Annotated in this window: 10 protein-coding genes and 2 riboswitches; of the genes, 6 read left to right on the forward strand and 4 right to left on the reverse strand. The window is 48.2% G+C overall.

The genetic code is table 11. From position 1 onward, the window contains the following. Positions 1–306: 306 nt before the first annotated feature. The 4 genes from GKZ89_RS18125 to GKZ89_RS18140 form a co-directional block, all read right to left on the reverse strand. Positions 307–1254 (reverse strand): LCP family protein, encoded by a 948-nt coding sequence (locus tag GKZ89_RS18125; RefSeq protein WP_155113812.1) that lies wholly within the window; start codon positions 1252–1254, stop codon positions 307–309. Between the two features lie 125 nt (positions 1255–1379). Continuing rightward, the gene (locus GKZ89_RS18130) at positions 1380–2945 is read right to left on the reverse strand and encodes a glycoside hydrolase family 32 protein (RefSeq protein WP_155113813.1); all 1566 of its coding nucleotides are present in this window, start codon (positions 2943–2945) and stop codon (positions 1380–1382) included. Positions 2946–3029: 84 nt separating this feature from the next. After that, a complete protein-coding gene (locus GKZ89_RS18135) occupies positions 3030–4511 on the reverse strand; it encodes a glycoside hydrolase family 68 protein (RefSeq protein ID WP_155113814.1) in 1482 nt (493 codons plus the stop codon). Between the two features lie 556 nt (positions 4512–5067). After that, positions 5068–6528, reverse strand: coding sequence for a glycoside hydrolase family 68 protein (locus tag GKZ89_RS18140; RefSeq protein WP_155113815.1), 1461 nt, complete (start codon positions 6526–6528; stop codon positions 5068–5070). 686 nt (positions 6529–7214) lie between these two features. On the opposite strand from GKZ89_RS18140, the gene GKZ89_RS18145 reads away from it, so the two are divergent. The 6 genes from GKZ89_RS18145 to GKZ89_RS18170 all read left to right on the forward strand — a co-directional run bounded on the left by GKZ89_RS18145 (position 7215) and on the right by GKZ89_RS18170 (position 17336). Continuing rightward, positions 7215–9329, forward strand: a complete 2115-nt coding sequence (locus tag GKZ89_RS18145) for a type IA DNA topoisomerase (RefSeq protein WP_155113816.1) — start codon at positions 7215–7217, stop codon at positions 9327–9329. A gap of 228 nt (positions 9330–9557) precedes the next feature. Continuing rightward, positions 9558–10520, forward strand: coding sequence for an AAA family ATPase (locus GKZ89_RS18150; protein ID WP_155113817.1), 963 nt, complete (start codon positions 9558–9560; stop codon positions 10518–10520). A gap of 5 nt (positions 10521–10525) precedes the next feature. Further along, positions 10526–11734: a DUF58 domain-containing protein gene (locus GKZ89_RS18155; protein ID WP_241680319.1), complete on the forward strand. Its 1209-nt coding sequence runs from the start codon at positions 10526–10528 to the stop codon at positions 11732–11734. Further along, a complete protein-coding gene (locus tag GKZ89_RS18160; protein ID WP_155113819.1) occupies positions 11731–13914 on the forward strand; it encodes a transglutaminase TgpA family protein in 2184 nt (727 codons plus the stop codon). The genes GKZ89_RS18155 and GKZ89_RS18160 overlap by 4 nt, the downstream gene beginning before the upstream one ends. Before the next feature lie 31 nt (positions 13915–13945). Then, a riboswitch (purine riboswitch) is annotated at positions 13946–14047 on the forward strand. 90 nt (positions 14048–14137) lie between these two features. Continuing rightward, complete coding sequence (gene guaA, locus GKZ89_RS18165) at positions 14138–15685, forward strand: glutamine-hydrolyzing GMP synthase (protein WP_155113820.1); 1548 nt, start codon at positions 14138–14140, stop codon at positions 15683–15685. An 88-nt stretch (positions 15686–15773) separates the two neighbouring features. Continuing rightward, a riboswitch (purine riboswitch) is annotated at positions 15774–15875 on the forward strand. Positions 15876–16007: 132 nt separating this feature from the next. Then, on the forward strand, positions 16008–17336 hold the full coding sequence (locus tag GKZ89_RS18170) for an NCS2 family permease (RefSeq protein WP_155113821.1): 1329 nt from the start codon (positions 16008–16010) through the stop codon (positions 17334–17336). Positions 17337–17534 lie beyond the last annotated feature (198 nt).

The raw sequence follows: 17534 nt of genomic DNA on the forward strand, positions 1-17534 counted from the left end.
GCCTGATAACCCCACTCCCTCAGCCAAGCCACGGTCCGCCCGGCCGCTATGGATGGTCTAGCCCGGGATTCGAGGTCCAGCGAGCCACCCGAGGTCCAGCCGCCATCCGAGGTCCGCCCGGCCGCTATGGGTGGTCCAGCCTGGGATTCGAGGTCCAGCGAGCCACCCGAGGTCCAGCCCGCCACCCGAGGTCCACCCGCCATCCAAAGTCCAGCCGCCACCCGAGGTCCACCCGCCATCCAAAGTCCATCCGCCATCCGTGGTCCACTAATCCCCAAAAAAAGACCGGCATCTCTGCCGGCCTCCTTAGGATTCACCTAAAAATTCCTTTAAAGCATTCTTATTCTTTTCTAAATCCAGTTCCAGTACGGCACCGGCGCGCTGATAGCGCTTGGGGGCGTAGGCTCCGTCGACTGGGATGCGGAGGGTCTGGATGCCTTCATCCTTGTTGCTGAGATAGGAGGTGGCAAGGGGCAGGATTTGGGTGTTGTCAAAGTTTGTGTTGATGTAAGGCTGCATGGTACCGATCAGCTTGGGTGCTTTGACGATTCCGTTGAGAGAGAAGAGTTCATTTGTTACTTTCCCGAGGATCTCCTGCTGGCGCTTGATGCGGCCGAAGTCGCTTTCTGCATCTTTTCTGAAGCGGACGTAGGCAAGAGCTTGTTTGCCGTTTAATTGCTGGACCCCCGGTTCGATAACCATCCCGATATCCTTGGACATTCTTTTTTGCACGTCGACTTCAAGTCCATCTGGGAAAGCATTATCGATCATGGCAGAAAAGCCTTCAAAGTCTACAAGGGCATAGTATTGAACATCGACATCAAAGTTTTCCTTAATGGTTTTTCTTAAAAGCTCGGCACCTCCGATGGAGTAGGCAGAATTGATTTTGTTTCCTCCGTGCTCCGGAATTTCCACATAAGAGTCTCTCATAATGGAGGCGAGCTTGGCTGTTTTGGCGTTCGTGTCATACTGGGCAATCATAATGGTATCCGTACGGGACTTTTCTTCTCCCCTGGAATCAATGCCGAGAAGCAGCACGTTTACCTTGCCCTTCGTTTTAACTCCGTTGAACGGCACTTTCTCCTGGTGGAGGTCCGTATCTTTATTGGATTCATTGAAAGCTGACTGATATTGAACATACATATAAAGAAGACCGCTTCCGATAAGAAGAAGTAAGATCAGGAAGAAAAATTTCAATTTTTTCCCTTTGTGTTTCTTTTTTTTACCCCTGTTCACCCGGCTTGTTTCAATCATAATGTTTTCCTTTCTACGCCTGTCATGTGCATAGTATATCAAAAATTGTCAAATGGCGGAAAAGTATTTCATCACGCAAAAAAACTCCGGAGCTGTCAATGGCTCCGGAGTTCAGACTGCGATTTTTAAAAATGTTTTACCTTTATATTCTCGAATACTGCCGGTCCGCCTTCGGAATAAAGAGTGATCGCCTGGTCTCCTGGCTCCGGAAATGCCAGATTGGAATGGACCGTCTTTCCGTCATCTACAAAAACTTCCACAGTCGTTTTATCCACCAGAATTTTCACGTGCACCTTTTGGGCAGCCCCATCAAAAGGTGCTTTGCTTTCTCCGTATTTCCCGCTTTTGTCAGGCTGGCCGGTAAGGGCTCTGTTCACATAGGAGGTTCCTTCTTGCGGAAGGAAGCCGGCATCGATATGACGCTTTCCATCCTCTGATTCACGGAGCCTAATGCCGAGATTACGTGCATCTTTCCAGGAAAGGTCAGCCTCCAGTAAGTATGAATCTCCTTTAATACGAAGCGTTTCAGTACCGTTCACTTCTGTCCGTTCAGCTGTCTCTTCTTTTTTTACGGAGTCTTGAAGGGAGGAAACAGGCTTGGAGACAAGGCTGTACTTGCCTTCTCCCTGTGGTTTCATCTGTATTTCACGGACGATGGAATCAACACCGTTAAAGCCTTCTTTTACCGTTGGGGTGTTGTGTGGATAATCCCAGTTGTTCATCCATGCGATCCCATACCGTTTGGCGAGCGGGTCGCCTTTGCCATCTTCGAATGTTACGCCTCCATACCAGTCAAATCCGTAATCCAGCCACTCAGGATCAGGCGAGTCCGCAGCAAAGGTTTTGCCGTCATAATTCCCGGTCCAATACGCATACGTATTCGGTTTTCCGGCAGCTTTTCCGTTCGCGCTCACGCCGAGCACCCATTTAACCGTTCCATCCTCGGCACGCATTTGAAATAGATCCGGGCATTCGAGAAGTCCGATGCCGTTTGTTTTGTATTCTCCTGTGAAGGCCCAGTCCTTCAGGTTTTTCGATTCGTAAAAGCCGATTTTATCGCCTTCAGCCATGAGCAGCATCCATTTTTGGTTCTCCTCATCCCAAATCACTTTTGGATCTCTGAATACCTCTGAACCCGGGTTTGGGAGAACCGGCTGATCACTCGAACTTTTGAATGTTTTGCCGCGGTCTGTACTGTACCAGAGATATTGCTCCTGTTTACCGGTTTCGGCAGTTGGCTGGGTGACAAGAGCAATGATGGCTCCTTCTCCGAACCCTGCGGTGTTGTTCTTGTCCTCGACTACCGATCCGGACCAAATATCGCCGTTTTTGTTCGTGAACTTGGGAATGGCGATGCCTTCATCCTTCCAGGTGACGAGATCCTCGGAAACTGCGTGGCGCCATTCCGTGCCGCCGCCATCCGGATAGTTCCCATTATATAAATAGTAGTAATGGTATTTACCATCAATGAAAATAGGCTTCTGGGGATCATTTTTCCACTTTTCAGGCGTGCTGAAATGGATAGAGGGACGGTGTGGGGAGGCTTCCTGCGCAGGTTTTGTTCCGGGGGATTCCGTATTCGGAGCCTTTCCGGATTCCTCGTTTCCTTCATTCAGTCTGCTGGACAAAATCCCAATGAACAGTGCCACTAAGGCAGCAATTGCGATCCACACTGCTTTCTTTTTGTTCATGTCAATGGCTCCTTTCTTCTATAGCAAAGAAAATGGTGAGAGCCCTCACCATTTTCTTTGAAGTTTGTTATTTCTTTCTAATAGTTACCGTTTATTAAAATAGCCATACCCTTGTTTGTTTTTTGATACTTCAAGCTGCCCTTGCTCAAGGATGCTGTCTTTCACAACAGTTGTCTCGTCACCGTCAATGTTTAGAAGGAAGCTTGGTGCAAAGGATGACTTTTGATCCTCAAAGAATCCGCGGTTTGTGATGTAGCTTGTTACTACGAAATCATCTCCGGATTTTTGCGGAACGGCATAGTGCGCATAGTTGAACGTTTTATCGTTCGGGTCCAGATCGTGGTGAAGAACAAGTCCTGTTTCGTTCAGCGGTTTGAATTTTCCGCTGAGGGAATTGGCCACATATCCGAGCATGAAGATGTCTTCATTATCTACACCGTCAATCGTCATTTTTGCACCGCGTGTATCGGTGAAGAGGTACCATTTACCGTCATGCTTGAAGATGTTCGGGCGTTCGATTTCATCCGTAACAGTGTTGGAAGTAAGCAGCGGCTTCATGACTTTTTTGAATGTGAAGTCATCATTGATCTCGATGATTCCCATTGCTCCGTTTGCAAGCTCAGCTGCCTGTTTTTTATCGCTGTTCAGAAGTCTTTCTTTTTCAGCTTTGAAATAAGAATTCTTTCCGCCGTAGTAGGCACGGTTAAAGAGAGATTTTTCGCCTTGGTAGCCTGTCTTGGTACCTGTATTGGCTTCGAATACCAAGTATTTCTTTCCTTTATCCTCAATATAGTGAGGGTCTCTCAACGTATGGTTATCTCCGGTTTGGAAACCGCCTTGGTCAATGAATTGCTGGATAGTTTGGTATTGCTGCCCGTCTCCGGCAAAAATGGATTTGTGGTCAGATACACCAGCAAGCTTCAGTTCAGTTGAGGATGGCTGGGACAGATTGACCTGAGCTGTTGTTAATGTTTGTTTCCCCATTTGGCGGTCAGAACGGTTTGTATAGAACAAACGCACATCGCCTTCTTCAGTCATAACCGCAGATCCGGACCAGTCCTGATCCTTGTATGGAAGATGCGGGTCATTTGGGTTTACGACATCGTTTTCGAACACTTTGCCGGCATTTTTCCAGGCTTCCATGGAGTTATCGCCTTTTTTCTTATAAAAAAGATAGATAGACGTGTCATTTGCATCAGCGGGATCGCCTGCAAGACCGAACACAAGGTCATAGCCTTTATAATCGGCCACTGTGCCGTCCGCGTTCATTAGCGGCCAAGTGTCCCAAACATCAAGGAGAATTTTGTTGCCGTCTTTATCGAAGCCTGTTGCAGATTCAATGTTCTTTAGTTTGCTTGCATCGAAAGCAGGTACTGTGAAGCGTTCTTTGTCTTCAGCCAGCTGGCCGGGAATTTGGCTGATATCATAGCGGGTGATTTCACCCTGGCCATATTTTTTCTTGTGATTTTTGTACTCCTGGGCAAATGCCTGAGTACCGCCGCCAAGTAGGAGAGCAGAAGTAAGAGTCAAGACTGTTGTGCGCTTAAGGATGTTCTGAATGTTCATAATCGTCCTCATTTCGTAAAGTTTTTTTGGCTGCTGTGCATATGTAGATAAATGATAAAAAGTCAGTAAACAAGCAGCCGGGTGCTTTGTAGAACCGGTTCCACATGCAATTACAGAATACGTGGATTACGGGAATGCGTCAAACCCGCCGAAAGTACCTCATTCCCGGAAACGAAGCAGATGGGGAAAATCCTCTGCAACCAAAGTCATGGGAAAAGAAAATCGGCAAGTCAGGACTTGGATGCGCTTTCCAGGATGCAGAAAGAAAGATGAAAAGGTTTTTCTGATTGCGCTATCAACTCAAGCTGCCAAGAATGTAAATCGCTTTCTTCTATTAAAATGCAGAAAGCCTTACATCAAACAGAGGGAATGTTTTGTTTTTTTACGGAAAGGTTACAGATGTGTTGGGTATATGAAGAGATGTGGGGCAAAAGATTGAATTGTGTTAATGGATTCTTTATTTGGGGGGAGGGGCTTCATGTTGCAGGAAAGGCGATACACCTTTTAAGACTGCACACATATAAAAAAAGGCGGAGAAAATCTCCGCCCTTTTCGTTTACTCTTCATCTTTAGATCGAACCTCGAGCTGGCCTTGTTCAAGGATGCTGTCCTTCACTACGGACGTTTTATCATCTTGAATGTTCAGCAGGAAGCTTGGTGCAAAGGTTGACTTGCGGTCTTCAAAGAATCCTCTGTTCGTCATGTAGCTCGTGATGACGAAATCATCTCCGGATTTTTGCGGAATTGCATAGTGAGCATAGTTGAATGTCACATCGTTTGGATCCAGATCATGGTGAAGCACAATTCCTGTTTCATTAAGTGGCTTAAATTTGCCGTTAAGGGAGTCGGCTACATAGCCAAGCATATAAATATCTTCTTTTTCAACACCGTCAATGGTCATTTTCGCACCGCGGGTATCCGTGAACAGATACCATTTGCCTTCATGCTTGAAGATGTTCGGGCGCTCGATTTCATCTGTTACCGTGTTGGAGGTTACGAGCGGCTTTTCTGCTTTTTTAAACGTAAAGTCATCATTGATTTCGATGATTCCCATTGCGCCGTTCGCAAGCTCGGCTGTTTTTTTGTTTTCGCTGTTCATCAATTTTGCTTTTTCTTCTTCGTAGAAGGACTTGCTGCCTCCGTAATAGGCACGGTTAAAGAGGGATTCTTCGCCCTGGTAGCCCGTTTCTGTTCCTGTATTGGCTTCAAACACAAGATACTTCTTGCCGTTCTCTTCAATATAGTGAGGGTCTCTTAACGTATGGTTGTCGCCTGATTCATTTCCTCCGGCTTCAACAAACTGGCTGATGGTCTGATACAGCTCACCGTCACCGTCAAAGATGGATTTATGGTCAGAGACTCCGTCTACCTGAAGTTCTCCGGATTCCGGCTGGGACAGGTTCACCTGAGCTGTTGTCAGGGTCTGCTTGCCGGCTTCTCTGTCAGAGCGGTTTGTATAGAAAAGACGAAGCTCGCCTTCCTCTGTCATAACGGCAGAACCGGACCACTCCTGATCCTTATTTTTCAGGTGAGGATCGTTCGGGTTGATTTTGTCATTGGCGAAAACTTTCCCTGCATTTTTCCAGGCTTCGATGGATTCATCGCCTTTTTTCTTATAGAACATGTAAATGGACGTGTCGTTTGCATCTTTTGGATCTCCGGCAAGACCGAACACGATGTCATAGCCTTTATAGTCTGCTACTGTTCCGTCTGCATTGGCAAGCGGCCATGTGTCCCAGACATCCAGTTTGATTTTGTTGCCGTCTTTATCGTAGCCGGTTGCTGATGGAATGTTTTTAATAGTAGAAGCATCGAACTGCGGTACCGTATAGCGTTCTTTATCATTGGCGATCTGGCCCGGAATTTTCCCCATATCCTCGCGGGTAAGCTCTCCCTGGCCGTATGTTTTATTCTGTTCTTTTGGCTCCTGTGCAAGGGCTTGTGCGCCGCCTCCAAGCAAGAGCGCGGAAGTCAGTGTGTATACAGTGGTTCTTTTAAGAAAAGTCTGGATGTTCATAAATCGTCCTCATTTCTAAAAGATTTTATGATGAGTTCCGGGTTCTGGCTAATGACAATCACCTGCCGGCTGGCGAATTGCAGAACCGGTTCCGCATGCAGTTACAGAATACGGGGTATGCGTCCCGGCGTCAAAAAGGATAAAAGACACCGGAAACATAAAAAAGCAGCTTTATAATTCTATATACCTAATAGTAAAGAACTATTTAACAGTTACGGAATGTAAACCGGCAGTGCTCTTATGTAATCGTTTTTGCTGTTTTCTCTGAACGCGCTATCAGCGCTGGGATGCATGCAGGAAAGGGAGGAAGGGACGTGAAGCCTGCCCCTTCTTTGACTTTTACAGGATGATTACAGATGTTTAAGCGGGATGAAAAGAGATGGTTCAAAGGTTTCGAAAGCCATAACATTCGTTATAAAGCATTTAATCCGAGAGGATGGAAAGAATCATCACGATGCTCAGAACCCCGGCAGTAAACGCTGCAGCGACTCTTCCGTCGAGATAAAATTTTTTTGTATTCCTCATTTCACTGGTCTCCTCTCTACACTGTCTTTTATACCGCTTCTTCCCTTATTCTGTAAAAACTGAACCTCTTTGTGGTGGAAAAAAGCAGCGGAACGTGAGAAAATAAAAAGAGAAACATTTGTTTGCCTCACTATACAAAGACCGATAAGGAGAGAATCAGATTGATCGTCATATTGGCTGAGAAACCGGATCAGGGGAAACTGCTGTCAGCTCCCTTTCCTTCTGTTAAAAAAGAGGGGCATATTGAGATAAAAGCATGCGGGCAGTTTCCGGAGGGAGCCGTTATCACTTGGGCGATCGGCCACCTCGTTGAGCTGAAGAATCCGCACGAATATGATTACTCATGGAAAAAATGGTCTCTGGATAAGCTGCCGATTATTCCGGAGCGTTTTGAATATAAGGTATCCAAGGGCAAGGCACAGCAGTACCGGATCGTGCGCAAGCTGTTAAATGAGGCATCGGAAATCATCATCGGTACGGATGCAGCAAGGGAAGGGGAGAACATTGCCCGGCTTCTCATCAGGATGGCGGGAGCCTCCCGAAAGCCGATCCGCCGTCTCTGGCTTTCCTCCTATACGGATCAGGCCGTACGGAAAGGCTTTGCGAGTCTGAAGGATGGAAGAGTGAGTGAACCGCTCTTTTATGAAGCGCAGGCCAGGCAGATAGGGGACTGGCTCGTAGGCATGAACGCAAGCCGGCTGTATACCCTCCTTCTTCAGCAGAAGGGAATCAGGGAAAATTTCAGTGTCGGCCGTGTTCAGACACCGGTTCTGAAGCTTATATATGACCGTCAGAAGGAAATTGAACAGTTCAAGCCGGAGCCGTTTGTAGAGCTTGAAGGGGAATTTACTGTGAAGAACGGTACGTATAAAGGCAAGCATCCGAAAAAGTATAAAACAGAAGAAGAGCTGCAGAAGGCGGTCAGTCCGGATATCACGCCGGGCAAAAACCGCTATGATGCGGCGGTAAAAGAGGTGGCCGTTCAGGAGAAGCGGCTGAAGCCCCCGATGCTGCACAGCTTGTCAACGCTTCAGGCCAATCTCAACAGGCGGATGAAAATGAACCCGACTGCTGTATTGAAAATTGTCCAGAAGCTTTATGAGAAGGGGTTTGTTTCTTATCCGCGTACGGACAGCCAGCACATTACAGAAGAGGAATTCTCTTATCTGAAGGGAAACCTGGCAGGCTATCAAAAAACATTTTCACTGGATTTTACCCCTAAATCTCTTTTTCCTTCCAAAAGATTCGTAGATTCCAGCAAAGTGAAAGACCACTATGCGATTGTTCCAACAGAAAAACTCGTGACACCTGCTAAATTTGCATCTTTTTCCCCGCAGGAAAAGACGGTCTATGATGAAATCGCCAAGAGCGTTCTGAAAATGTTCATGGACGATCATGTATATGATGAAACGGTGATCACAACAGCGATCGGGAAGGTGGATTTTCTGACAAAGGGGAAAACCGTCAAAACAGCCGGCTGGAAATCCCTTGAGAACAGCCGCAGTGAGAAAGAGGAAGGGGAGAACCCGCTTCCGGCCGTTTCACAGCAGGAACACGCTGCTGCTGTCCTGGCTGTAAAAGAGGGGATGACCCAGCCTCCGAAGCCGTATACACCCGGCCAGCTGATCACGTTAATGAAAACAGCCGGCAAGCATATAGAGGATAAAGAAATGAAGGAAGCCTTGAATGCAGCGGAAGGCCTGGGGACGGAAGCGACGAGAGCGGGCATCATTGATACGCTGACTCTCAGGGAATTCATCGAAATCAGCAAAAACAGTGTGTTCGTTACGCCTAAAGGGTGTATTCTGTGCGAGGCTGTGGAGGGAACCCTTCTTTCAAAGCCTGAGATGACCGCTAAGTGGGAGACGTTCCTGAAAGAAATCGGTTCGGGGAACAAATCGAAGGATGTCTTTATCGAAAATGCCGGAAAGCTCTGCATGGCTCTGATGGACCAGGCAAAAGCAGATGTCGGGAAGCTTGAGGTGAACGGGAAATTTGAGCCGCAGGTGCATGAAGGCGCCATCTGCAAATGCCCGGTCTGCAAGGAAGGCAATATTCTGGACCGCAGAACGTATTACGGATGCTCCGGTTATATGGAAGGCTGCAAGCAGTCCTTCAGCAAAAAAATCCTGAATAAATCCATCAGTCCCGCTCAGATTAAACTGCTGTGCGAGAAGGGGAAAACGAGAAAGATCAAGGGGTTTAAAGGAAAGAAAAATCCGTTTGATGCGTATCTTGTGCTGAATGGCGGGAAAATAGAATTTTCGTTTAAATAGCCAAAAAAAATAGGCGGATGGTGCTTGCTGTCCGTCTTTGTATTGGAAATTTTCAAGCCAACGTGCGAAAATAGTAATAAGGAAAAAAGAAAGAAAAAGGCTTTTAATTGTCGAAATATTTAGAGATAATTATAGGACTTAAGGATGGAATCAGGACGATGAAGTTTAGCTGAGCAATAAATAGATGCCCCGTTAGATGCTGTTATCTCTCACTTTTAGGAGGAAACTATGGATTATTTGGAAACCATTCACCCTGAGCTTGGCAGAGTAGTAGATAATATTGAAAAGGTTATGGCGGGAAAACGTGAGGCGGCTGTCCTGTGCTTAACTGCCCTCCTCGCAAAAGGCCACGTCCTTTTGGAGGATGTTCCCGGAGTAGGGAAAACCATGCTTGTCCGTTCCATTGCAAAATCACTCGGTGCCGATTTCAGGCGGATCCAGTTTACCCCGGACCTGCTCCCATCGGACGTCACAGGCATCTCCATCTATAATCCCCAGAGGCTGGAGTTTGAGTACCGTCCCGGTCCGATTATGGGGAACATTGTCCTGGCTGATGAAATCAACCGTACCTCCCCGAAAACACAATCCTCCCTTCTCGAAGCAATGGAGGAAGGCAGCGTGACGATCGACGGGGTAACGAGGCAGCTTGAACAGCCTTTTTTCGTGCTCGCCACCCAGAATCCGATCGAATATGAAGGTACCTATCCGCTGCCGGAAGCACAGCTTGACCGCTTTCTCTTTAAAATCAAGATGGGCTATCCGTCTCCTAAAGAAGAACTGCTCGTTTTAAACCGGGCGGACGGAGAAGCACCCATCACCCATATCGAATCTGTTATTTCCAAGGAAGATTTAATAGGGCTGCAGAACGAGATGGAACAGGTATACATGGATGATACAGTAAAGCGGTACATCATCGATGTTGTGACAAAAACACGCAATCATCCGTCTGTCTATCTCGGCGCAAGCCCCCGCGGGTCTGTCAGCCTGATGAAGGCGGCCAAAGCCTTTGCGTTCTTATCCGGTAGAGATTACGTGATTCCGGATGATGTGCAGTATCTGGCTTCCTTCGCCTTGCCGCACCGCATGATTTTAAAATCCGAAGCCCGCTATGAAGGCCATTCGGCAATGGACATTGTCGAGGAAATCATCAGCAGGACCCCGGTGCCTGTTAAGAGGTCGATGACGCCTTGAAGGAAATGGTGAAAAGCCTGAAGCTCATCTGGAAGCTGATCCTTCTTTTGACCCTGACGGCACTTGCATTTTGCTATGCGATGTTTCAAGGAGGCTTTGTCAGCTGGTTTCTCTTTTACGCCTTCCTGCCGTTTGCTGTTTACTCGGTCCTGCTTGCCGTCTATCCGCTGCAAAGCTTTGAGGCGAGCCGTGCAATCAGCCAGGATCAGCTTGCACCCGGGGATGTATTAAAGGGAGAAATAACGTTAACCCGGAATTTCCCCTTCCCGCTCATTTATTTAATTGCCGAAGAATGCCTCCCTGAAGGACTGAAGCAGACGGCCGCCGATCTCCCGGCAAGAAAGTGGTTCTTTGCCGGTTTCCGGCGGGAAGCTGTTTTTTCCTACACCATCCAATCAATGAGGCGGGGAGAGCATCACTTCACAAAAATCCGGCTTAAAACCGGTGATTTTCTGGGGCTCTTTGAAAAAGAAACGCTTCTTCACACGGAAAAAACCGTGCTGATTTATCCGCTCACCTATCCGCTCACCTGGAAAAATTCAAAACTGCATTATGAGCAGGGACCCAACAGCTCTTCCCAGCGATACATCAAGGACACTTCCATGACCTCAGGGGTCAGGGAATATGAACCCGGAGACCGGATGTCCTGGATTGACTGGAAGGCGACTGCTAAGCGGGACACCTTTATGACAAAAGAATTTGAGCAGACACGGGCTCATGAAACTACGATCATCATGGACCAGCATCCATCGGAAGCCTTTGAGGAAATGGTTTCATTCACTGCTTCACTCGCTAAAGCACTCGTGAAATCGGGGACTCCGCTCGGCTTTGTGATGCTTGGCAAGGAGCTCGATTTCACGCCTGTCCAGCCGGGAGACAAGCATCTTCTGGGCATCTTCCGCAAGCTTGCCAAGGTCCAGCCTGAAGCGGGCGCTCATTCTCTCAGCCAGTGGGAGGAGCGGATGGCGAGCCAGGGAGGCTACCGGTCCACTCAGCTGTTTATCGTATCCGCGTTGACGCTTGAGCTTGTCCGGAAGCTGGAATACCGGGCCGTCCATGGGAATATGGAACTTTATTTTATCCGCCGCAAAGGTGAAGCCCTCTCCCAGGAAGAAGAGGTGCTGCTCGACCGGCTCAATAAGAGGGGCATCCCGTCCGAAGCCGTTTCGGAAGATCGCTTTAAGCAGCCTTTAAAAGAGGTGAAAAATCTATGAGAGTGACTTCGCCGCCCGGAAACCGTCCGCTCACTGCCGCTCTTTACTGTCTGTTTGCATTTTTGCTGCTGTGGGAGTGGCTTGTTCCGCTTGATGTTTATACGGATACCGGTTCGACCGGAATATTTGTCGCGTTCATCGCCCTCAATTTTCTGCTGACGTACTTTCGGGTTACATGGCTGATTTCAGTGCCGCTTCAGCTTCTTTTTGTGATGGGGGTATTGAGGCTTATGTTTTACGGAAAAGAAACGGTCATCGGAGCAGCCTCAAGCTTTATAGGGGAGCTGGCCTACAACATCAGCCTTGTTCCCGCATCATCCTGGATTGAGATGACCGCCCCGTTCAGGACCTTTCTTTTTTTCGTACTGCTTTGGCTTCTCGTTTATCTGCTGCACTACTGGATCATCATCCAGAAGCGGATCCTGTTTTTCTTCGTCATGACGCTCATCTATATTACGGTCCTGGACACCTTTACCGAATATGATGCGTCTGCAGCCGTCATCAGGGTCGCGGCCGCTGGCTTCGTTCTCCTTGGCATGCTGAACTTCGACCGCCTGAAAGGGATGGAAAAGCTGAAGCTGAAAAAATACACCGGATTAAAGTGGACGATGATGCTCGCTGTTTTTATTGCAGCCTCCATCCTTGCCGGTGTTTCAGCTCCGAAGGCCGCTCCGCAGTGGGAGGATCCTGTTCCGTTCCTGACTTCTTACGGATCACTCGATGAAGCGGACGGTGGGTCCGGGATGAAGAGGATTGGCTACGGCACGAACGACCGGAATCTCGGCGGTGCATTTATGCAGGATGATACGCCTGTGTTCACAGCCACTTCTGAAAGAAGGCATTATTGGAGGGTAGAGTCGAAGGATATTTACACAGGGAAAGGCTGGACTGCACGCAAAGGATCGATTGAGTCAAAGGAGAAAGACCGGACCGGCATCCGCTGGTCGGAAGAAGGGACGAGAACTGAGCGGCTGAAAGCGAAGATTCAAATTGCCGATCAATACCGGTACAATCACGTCATCTATCCGCTCGGGTTTTACGAATATGTTTCCGGTGAAGCGGATGGGCTGCTCGTCAATCCGGATACGCAGCTGATTACCCCGGACGGCCTCCCTGAAAATGAAAAGATCAGGAATTATGAAGTCCGGTATGATTATCCAAGCTATAACCTGGAGGTTCTGAAAGGCGTTACGGATGGGGGAGAAGTACCCGCCTATTTGATGAACCGCTATACGCAGCTTCCTGATGAATTGCCTCAGCGGGTCCTTGACCTTGCAGCCGGGCTGACAGAAGGCAAGGAGAATTGGTACGACAAAGCAAAAGCGATTGAAGCCCACTTGAACAGCTCGGACTTTACGTACAATACACAGGAGGTCGGGACACCGGCTGAGAACCAGGACTACGTGGACCAGTTTCTATTCGAAACGATGCAGGGATACTGTGATAACTTCTCTACCTCAATGACCGTTCTTTTGAGAGCATCCGGCATCCCGGCCCGCTGGGTGAAGGGTTATACGGAAGGGGAATACAGAGGGTTTGACAGCGAAGGCGGCGGCAGAACCTATGAAGTGACGAATAACAATGCCCACTCCTGGGTCGAAGTCTATTTTCCGGGAGCGGGATGGGTAACATTCGAACCGACGAAAGGGTTCAGCAATCCGTACTATTTCACAGAAAATACGGATACAGAAACCCCGGCCCCGGCCCCTGAAACACAGCCGGAAACCGAGACACCGGAGCGGCCGCAGGATAATCCTTCCGAACCGCAAAATGAAGCATCTAAACAAACGTTTGATTGGAGTACGTTCAGCTTCGGAAACCCTGGTTTTTATATTCTGGCCGGCATCCTGGCCGCTGCAGCAGCAGGAATATACGCGACGAGAAAAAAATGGCTTGCTGCATGGGCGGTCCTCCGGTACAAAAACAGAAGCGACGGGGAAGTCTTCTTTCTTGCCTATCCTGCTCTACTAAAACAGCTGGATCGCGCCGGAATCAGGAGAAGAGAGGGAGAGACGCTGAGGGAATATGCGAAAAACGTAGACTATTCCTTAAGCACCCGCGATATGCTCCATATCACCTCAAGCTATGAAAAAGCTCTTTATAAAAGAGATGATGCAAAAGCGGAATGGGATAAAGTAGCGGAATTGTGGGAAAATTTAATAAAAAGGACATCGTATTGACCGAAGTCTGTCTGATTGATAGAATGAGGAAAATTAAACGAATAGTTCCCTTCATATATCCTCGATAATATGGTTCGAGAGTCTCTACCGGATTACCCTAAATGATCTGACTATGAAGGCAGGATACACGCGTAAAAGCTGGAATTCTGCCTTCTTGTATTTTTATATGAGGGCAAAGTTTCAGCTTTTTGTATTTCAATCAGACCGAAGAAGAGGTGCCGCAATGACAATATCCATTCAAGATCAGGAAATGATACTCGTACTGGACTTTGGAAGCCAGTATAACCAGCTGATTACTAGAAGAATCCGTGAGATCGGCGTATACAGTGAGCTTCATCCCCATACGCTTACTGCAGATATGATTAAGAAAATCAATCCGAAAGGCATTATTCTTTCCGGCGGACCGAACAGTGTGTATGGCGAAAATGCATTCCGCTGTGACGAACGCATTTTTGACCTTGGCATCCCCGTGCTCGGCATTTGCTACGGCATGCAGCTTATGACACACTATCTTGGTGGAAAAGTAGAAGCTGCAGGACACCGTGAGTACGGAAAAGCCCGCATCAAAGTGCAGGAGAACGCTTCTCTTTTCACCCAGCTCCCAGAAGAACAGACTGTCTGGATGAGTCACGGGGACCTTGTTGCCGACATCCCTCCAGGCTTCAAAGTGGATGCGGTCTCCCCATCCTGTCCGTTCGCGGCGATGAGCAATGAAGAGCGCCGCCTGTATGGCGTTCAGTTCCATCCGGAAGTGCGCCACTCTGAATTCGGGAATGACCTTTTGAAAAACTTCGTTCACGAAATCTGCCAATGCCATGATGAGTGGACAATGGAGAATTTTATTGAAATTGAAACACAGAAAATCCGTGAAACCGTCGGAGATAAACAAGTACTTTGCGCGCTTAGCGGCGGAGTGGATTCATCTGTTGTTGCGGTTCTAATCCATAAAGCGATCGGCGATCAGCTTACCTGTATCTTTGTAGATCACGGCCTGCTCCGCAAAGATGAAGCAGAGGGTGTAATGAAGACGTTCAGCGAAGGATTCAATATGAACGTCATCAAAGTGGACGCGCAGGAACGCTTTATGAATAAACTGAAGGGCGTTTCTGATCCGGAGCAAAAACGGAAAATCATCGGAAATGAATTTATTTATGTGTTTGACGATGAAGCACATAAGCTTAAAGGAATTGAATTCCTCGCACAGGGAACGCTCTATACAGATATCATCGAGAGCGGAACAGCTACAGCGCAAACCATCAAGTCCCACCACAACGTTGGCGGACTTCCTGAAGACATGCAGTTCACACTGATTGAGCCGCTGAATACGCTTTTCAAAGACGAAGTCCGCGCAGTCGGCACAGAGCTCGGCATTCCAGATGCGATCGTCTGGCGCCAGCCGTTCCCGGGCCCGGGCCTTGGAATCCGTGTACTCGGTGAAATTACGGAAGAGAAGCTGGAGATCGTCCGTGAATCTGATGCAATTTTACGTGAAGAAGTAGCCAATGCCGATCTTGAAAGGGAAATCTGGCAGTACTTTACGGTTCTTCCTGACATCCGCAGCGTAGGGGTGATGGGGGATGCCCGCACGTACGACTACACCATCGGAATCCGCGCGGTTACGTCCATTGACGGAATGACATCGGACTGGGCAAGAATCCCTTGGGATGTTCTTGAATTGATCTCTACGCGGATCGTAAACGAAGTCAGCCACGTGAACCGGGTCGTGTATGATATTACGAGCAAGCCGCCTGCAACGATTGAGTGGGAATAACTAAATAAAACGAACGAAAACGGACATTTTTGATTAAATGTTCGTTTTTTCCATTGATTTTGTCGAATGATGCTGATAGAATGTTCATATAATCTAATAGGAAATACGTCGTATAATATTGGGGATATGGCCCGAAAGTTTCTACCAAGCTACCTTAAATGGCTTGACTACGGCGATAGGACGAATGTGCGGCAATTGCACATTCCTATTATCGGCACAGTCAAGCGCTCCCTGTTACAAGCAGGAGCGCTTTTTATATGGACTCATACCATTCTATGAACCTATGCGACGGATTCCTTACCATTACAGGAGGAACCACAAGATGAAGAAATATTTCCAGTTCGACGAGCTCGGCACAAATTACCGCAAAGAAATTATCGGCGGGATCACTACCTTCCTGTCTATGGCCTACATCCTTTTCGTTAACCCGAATACTCTTTCCTTAAGCACTGTTCCTGATCTGCCGGCGGGAATCGGAATGGATGCAGGGGCTGTCTTTACGGCTACAGCACTGGCCGCAGCCATCGGTACGCTGCTGATGGGCCTGATCGCCAGGTACCCGGTAGCGCTCGCGCCAGGCATGGGGTTAAACGCATTTTTCGCTTTCTCGGTCGTTTTAACGATGGGCATTCCATGGCAGACCGCTCTATCAGGAGTCCTGGTGTCCGGCTTATTCTTTATCGTCTTGACCCTCTCAGGTCTTCGTGAAAAAATCATTAATGCCATTCCGGCTGAACTGAAGTTTGCAGTAGGAGCTGGGATTGGTCTTTTCATTACATTTGTAGGGTTCCAAAGTGCAGGAATTATCGTCAACAATGATGCAGTACTTGTCGGACTCGGCAACTTCCGCGACGGACAAACCCTGCTTGCTGTTTTCGGAGTCATTGTAACCGTGATTTTGCTCGTGAAAAAAGTAAACGGCGGTATCTTTTTCGGAATGCTGATCACAGCAATCGTGGGGATGGCCACAGGTTTAATCGACCTGCCGACTAAAGTAGTCGGAGCCGTGCCAAGCCTTGAGCCGACATTCGGAGCGGCACTAGCAAACTTTGACCAGATCTTTACCCTGCAGATGCTCGTTGTCATCTTGACGTTCCTGTTCGTAGATTTCTTTGACACAGCAGGAACTCTTGTAGCGGTCTCCCACCAGGCCGGCCTGACGAAAAACAACAAACTTCCTCGCGCAGGAAGAGCGCTGTTCGCAGATGCAGGCGCCACAACCATCGGAGCTATACTTGGTACGTCGACCACCACATCTTATATCGAATCATCCGCCGGCGTAGCAGCAGGCGCAAGAACCGGATTCGCTTCCGTCGTCACAGCCGGACTCTTCCTGCTCGCCCTGTTCTTCTCCCCGCTGCTCGGAGTCATCACGGCATCCGTCACAGCACCCGCGCTGATCATCGTCGGGGTTCTGATGGTATCCTCACTCGGAGAAATCGACTGGAAACGGTTTGAGGTAGCAGTACCGGCATTTTTAACCATCATCGCCATGCCGCTCAGCTACAGCATCGCAACCGGCATTGCCATGGGCTTCATCTTCTACCCGATCACCATGATCATGAGCGGCAGAAGAAAAGAAATCCACCCGGTTATGTATGGGCTGTTCGTGATTTTTGTTCTGTACTTTGTGTTTTTGGCCAATCATTGATAAGAAAACCGGAGCCGTGTGGCTCCGGTTTTTTGTTTGGGAGGGTGGGGGATGAGGACAGGCGGGATTTGATGGGGAATAGATGGAGATCAGTTGAATCAGTTGGGAAAGGGGGGTCAGTCCCATTAGCGATGCACGTCTTACAAAAAATGTATGGATACACCGCAGTTAACTCCTAATCATAGGAATTTTGGTTTC

This window comes from Metabacillus mangrovi (genome assembly GCF_009711125.1).
Lineage (GTDB): Bacteria > Bacillota > Bacilli > Bacillales > Bacillaceae > Metabacillus_B > Metabacillus_B mangrovi.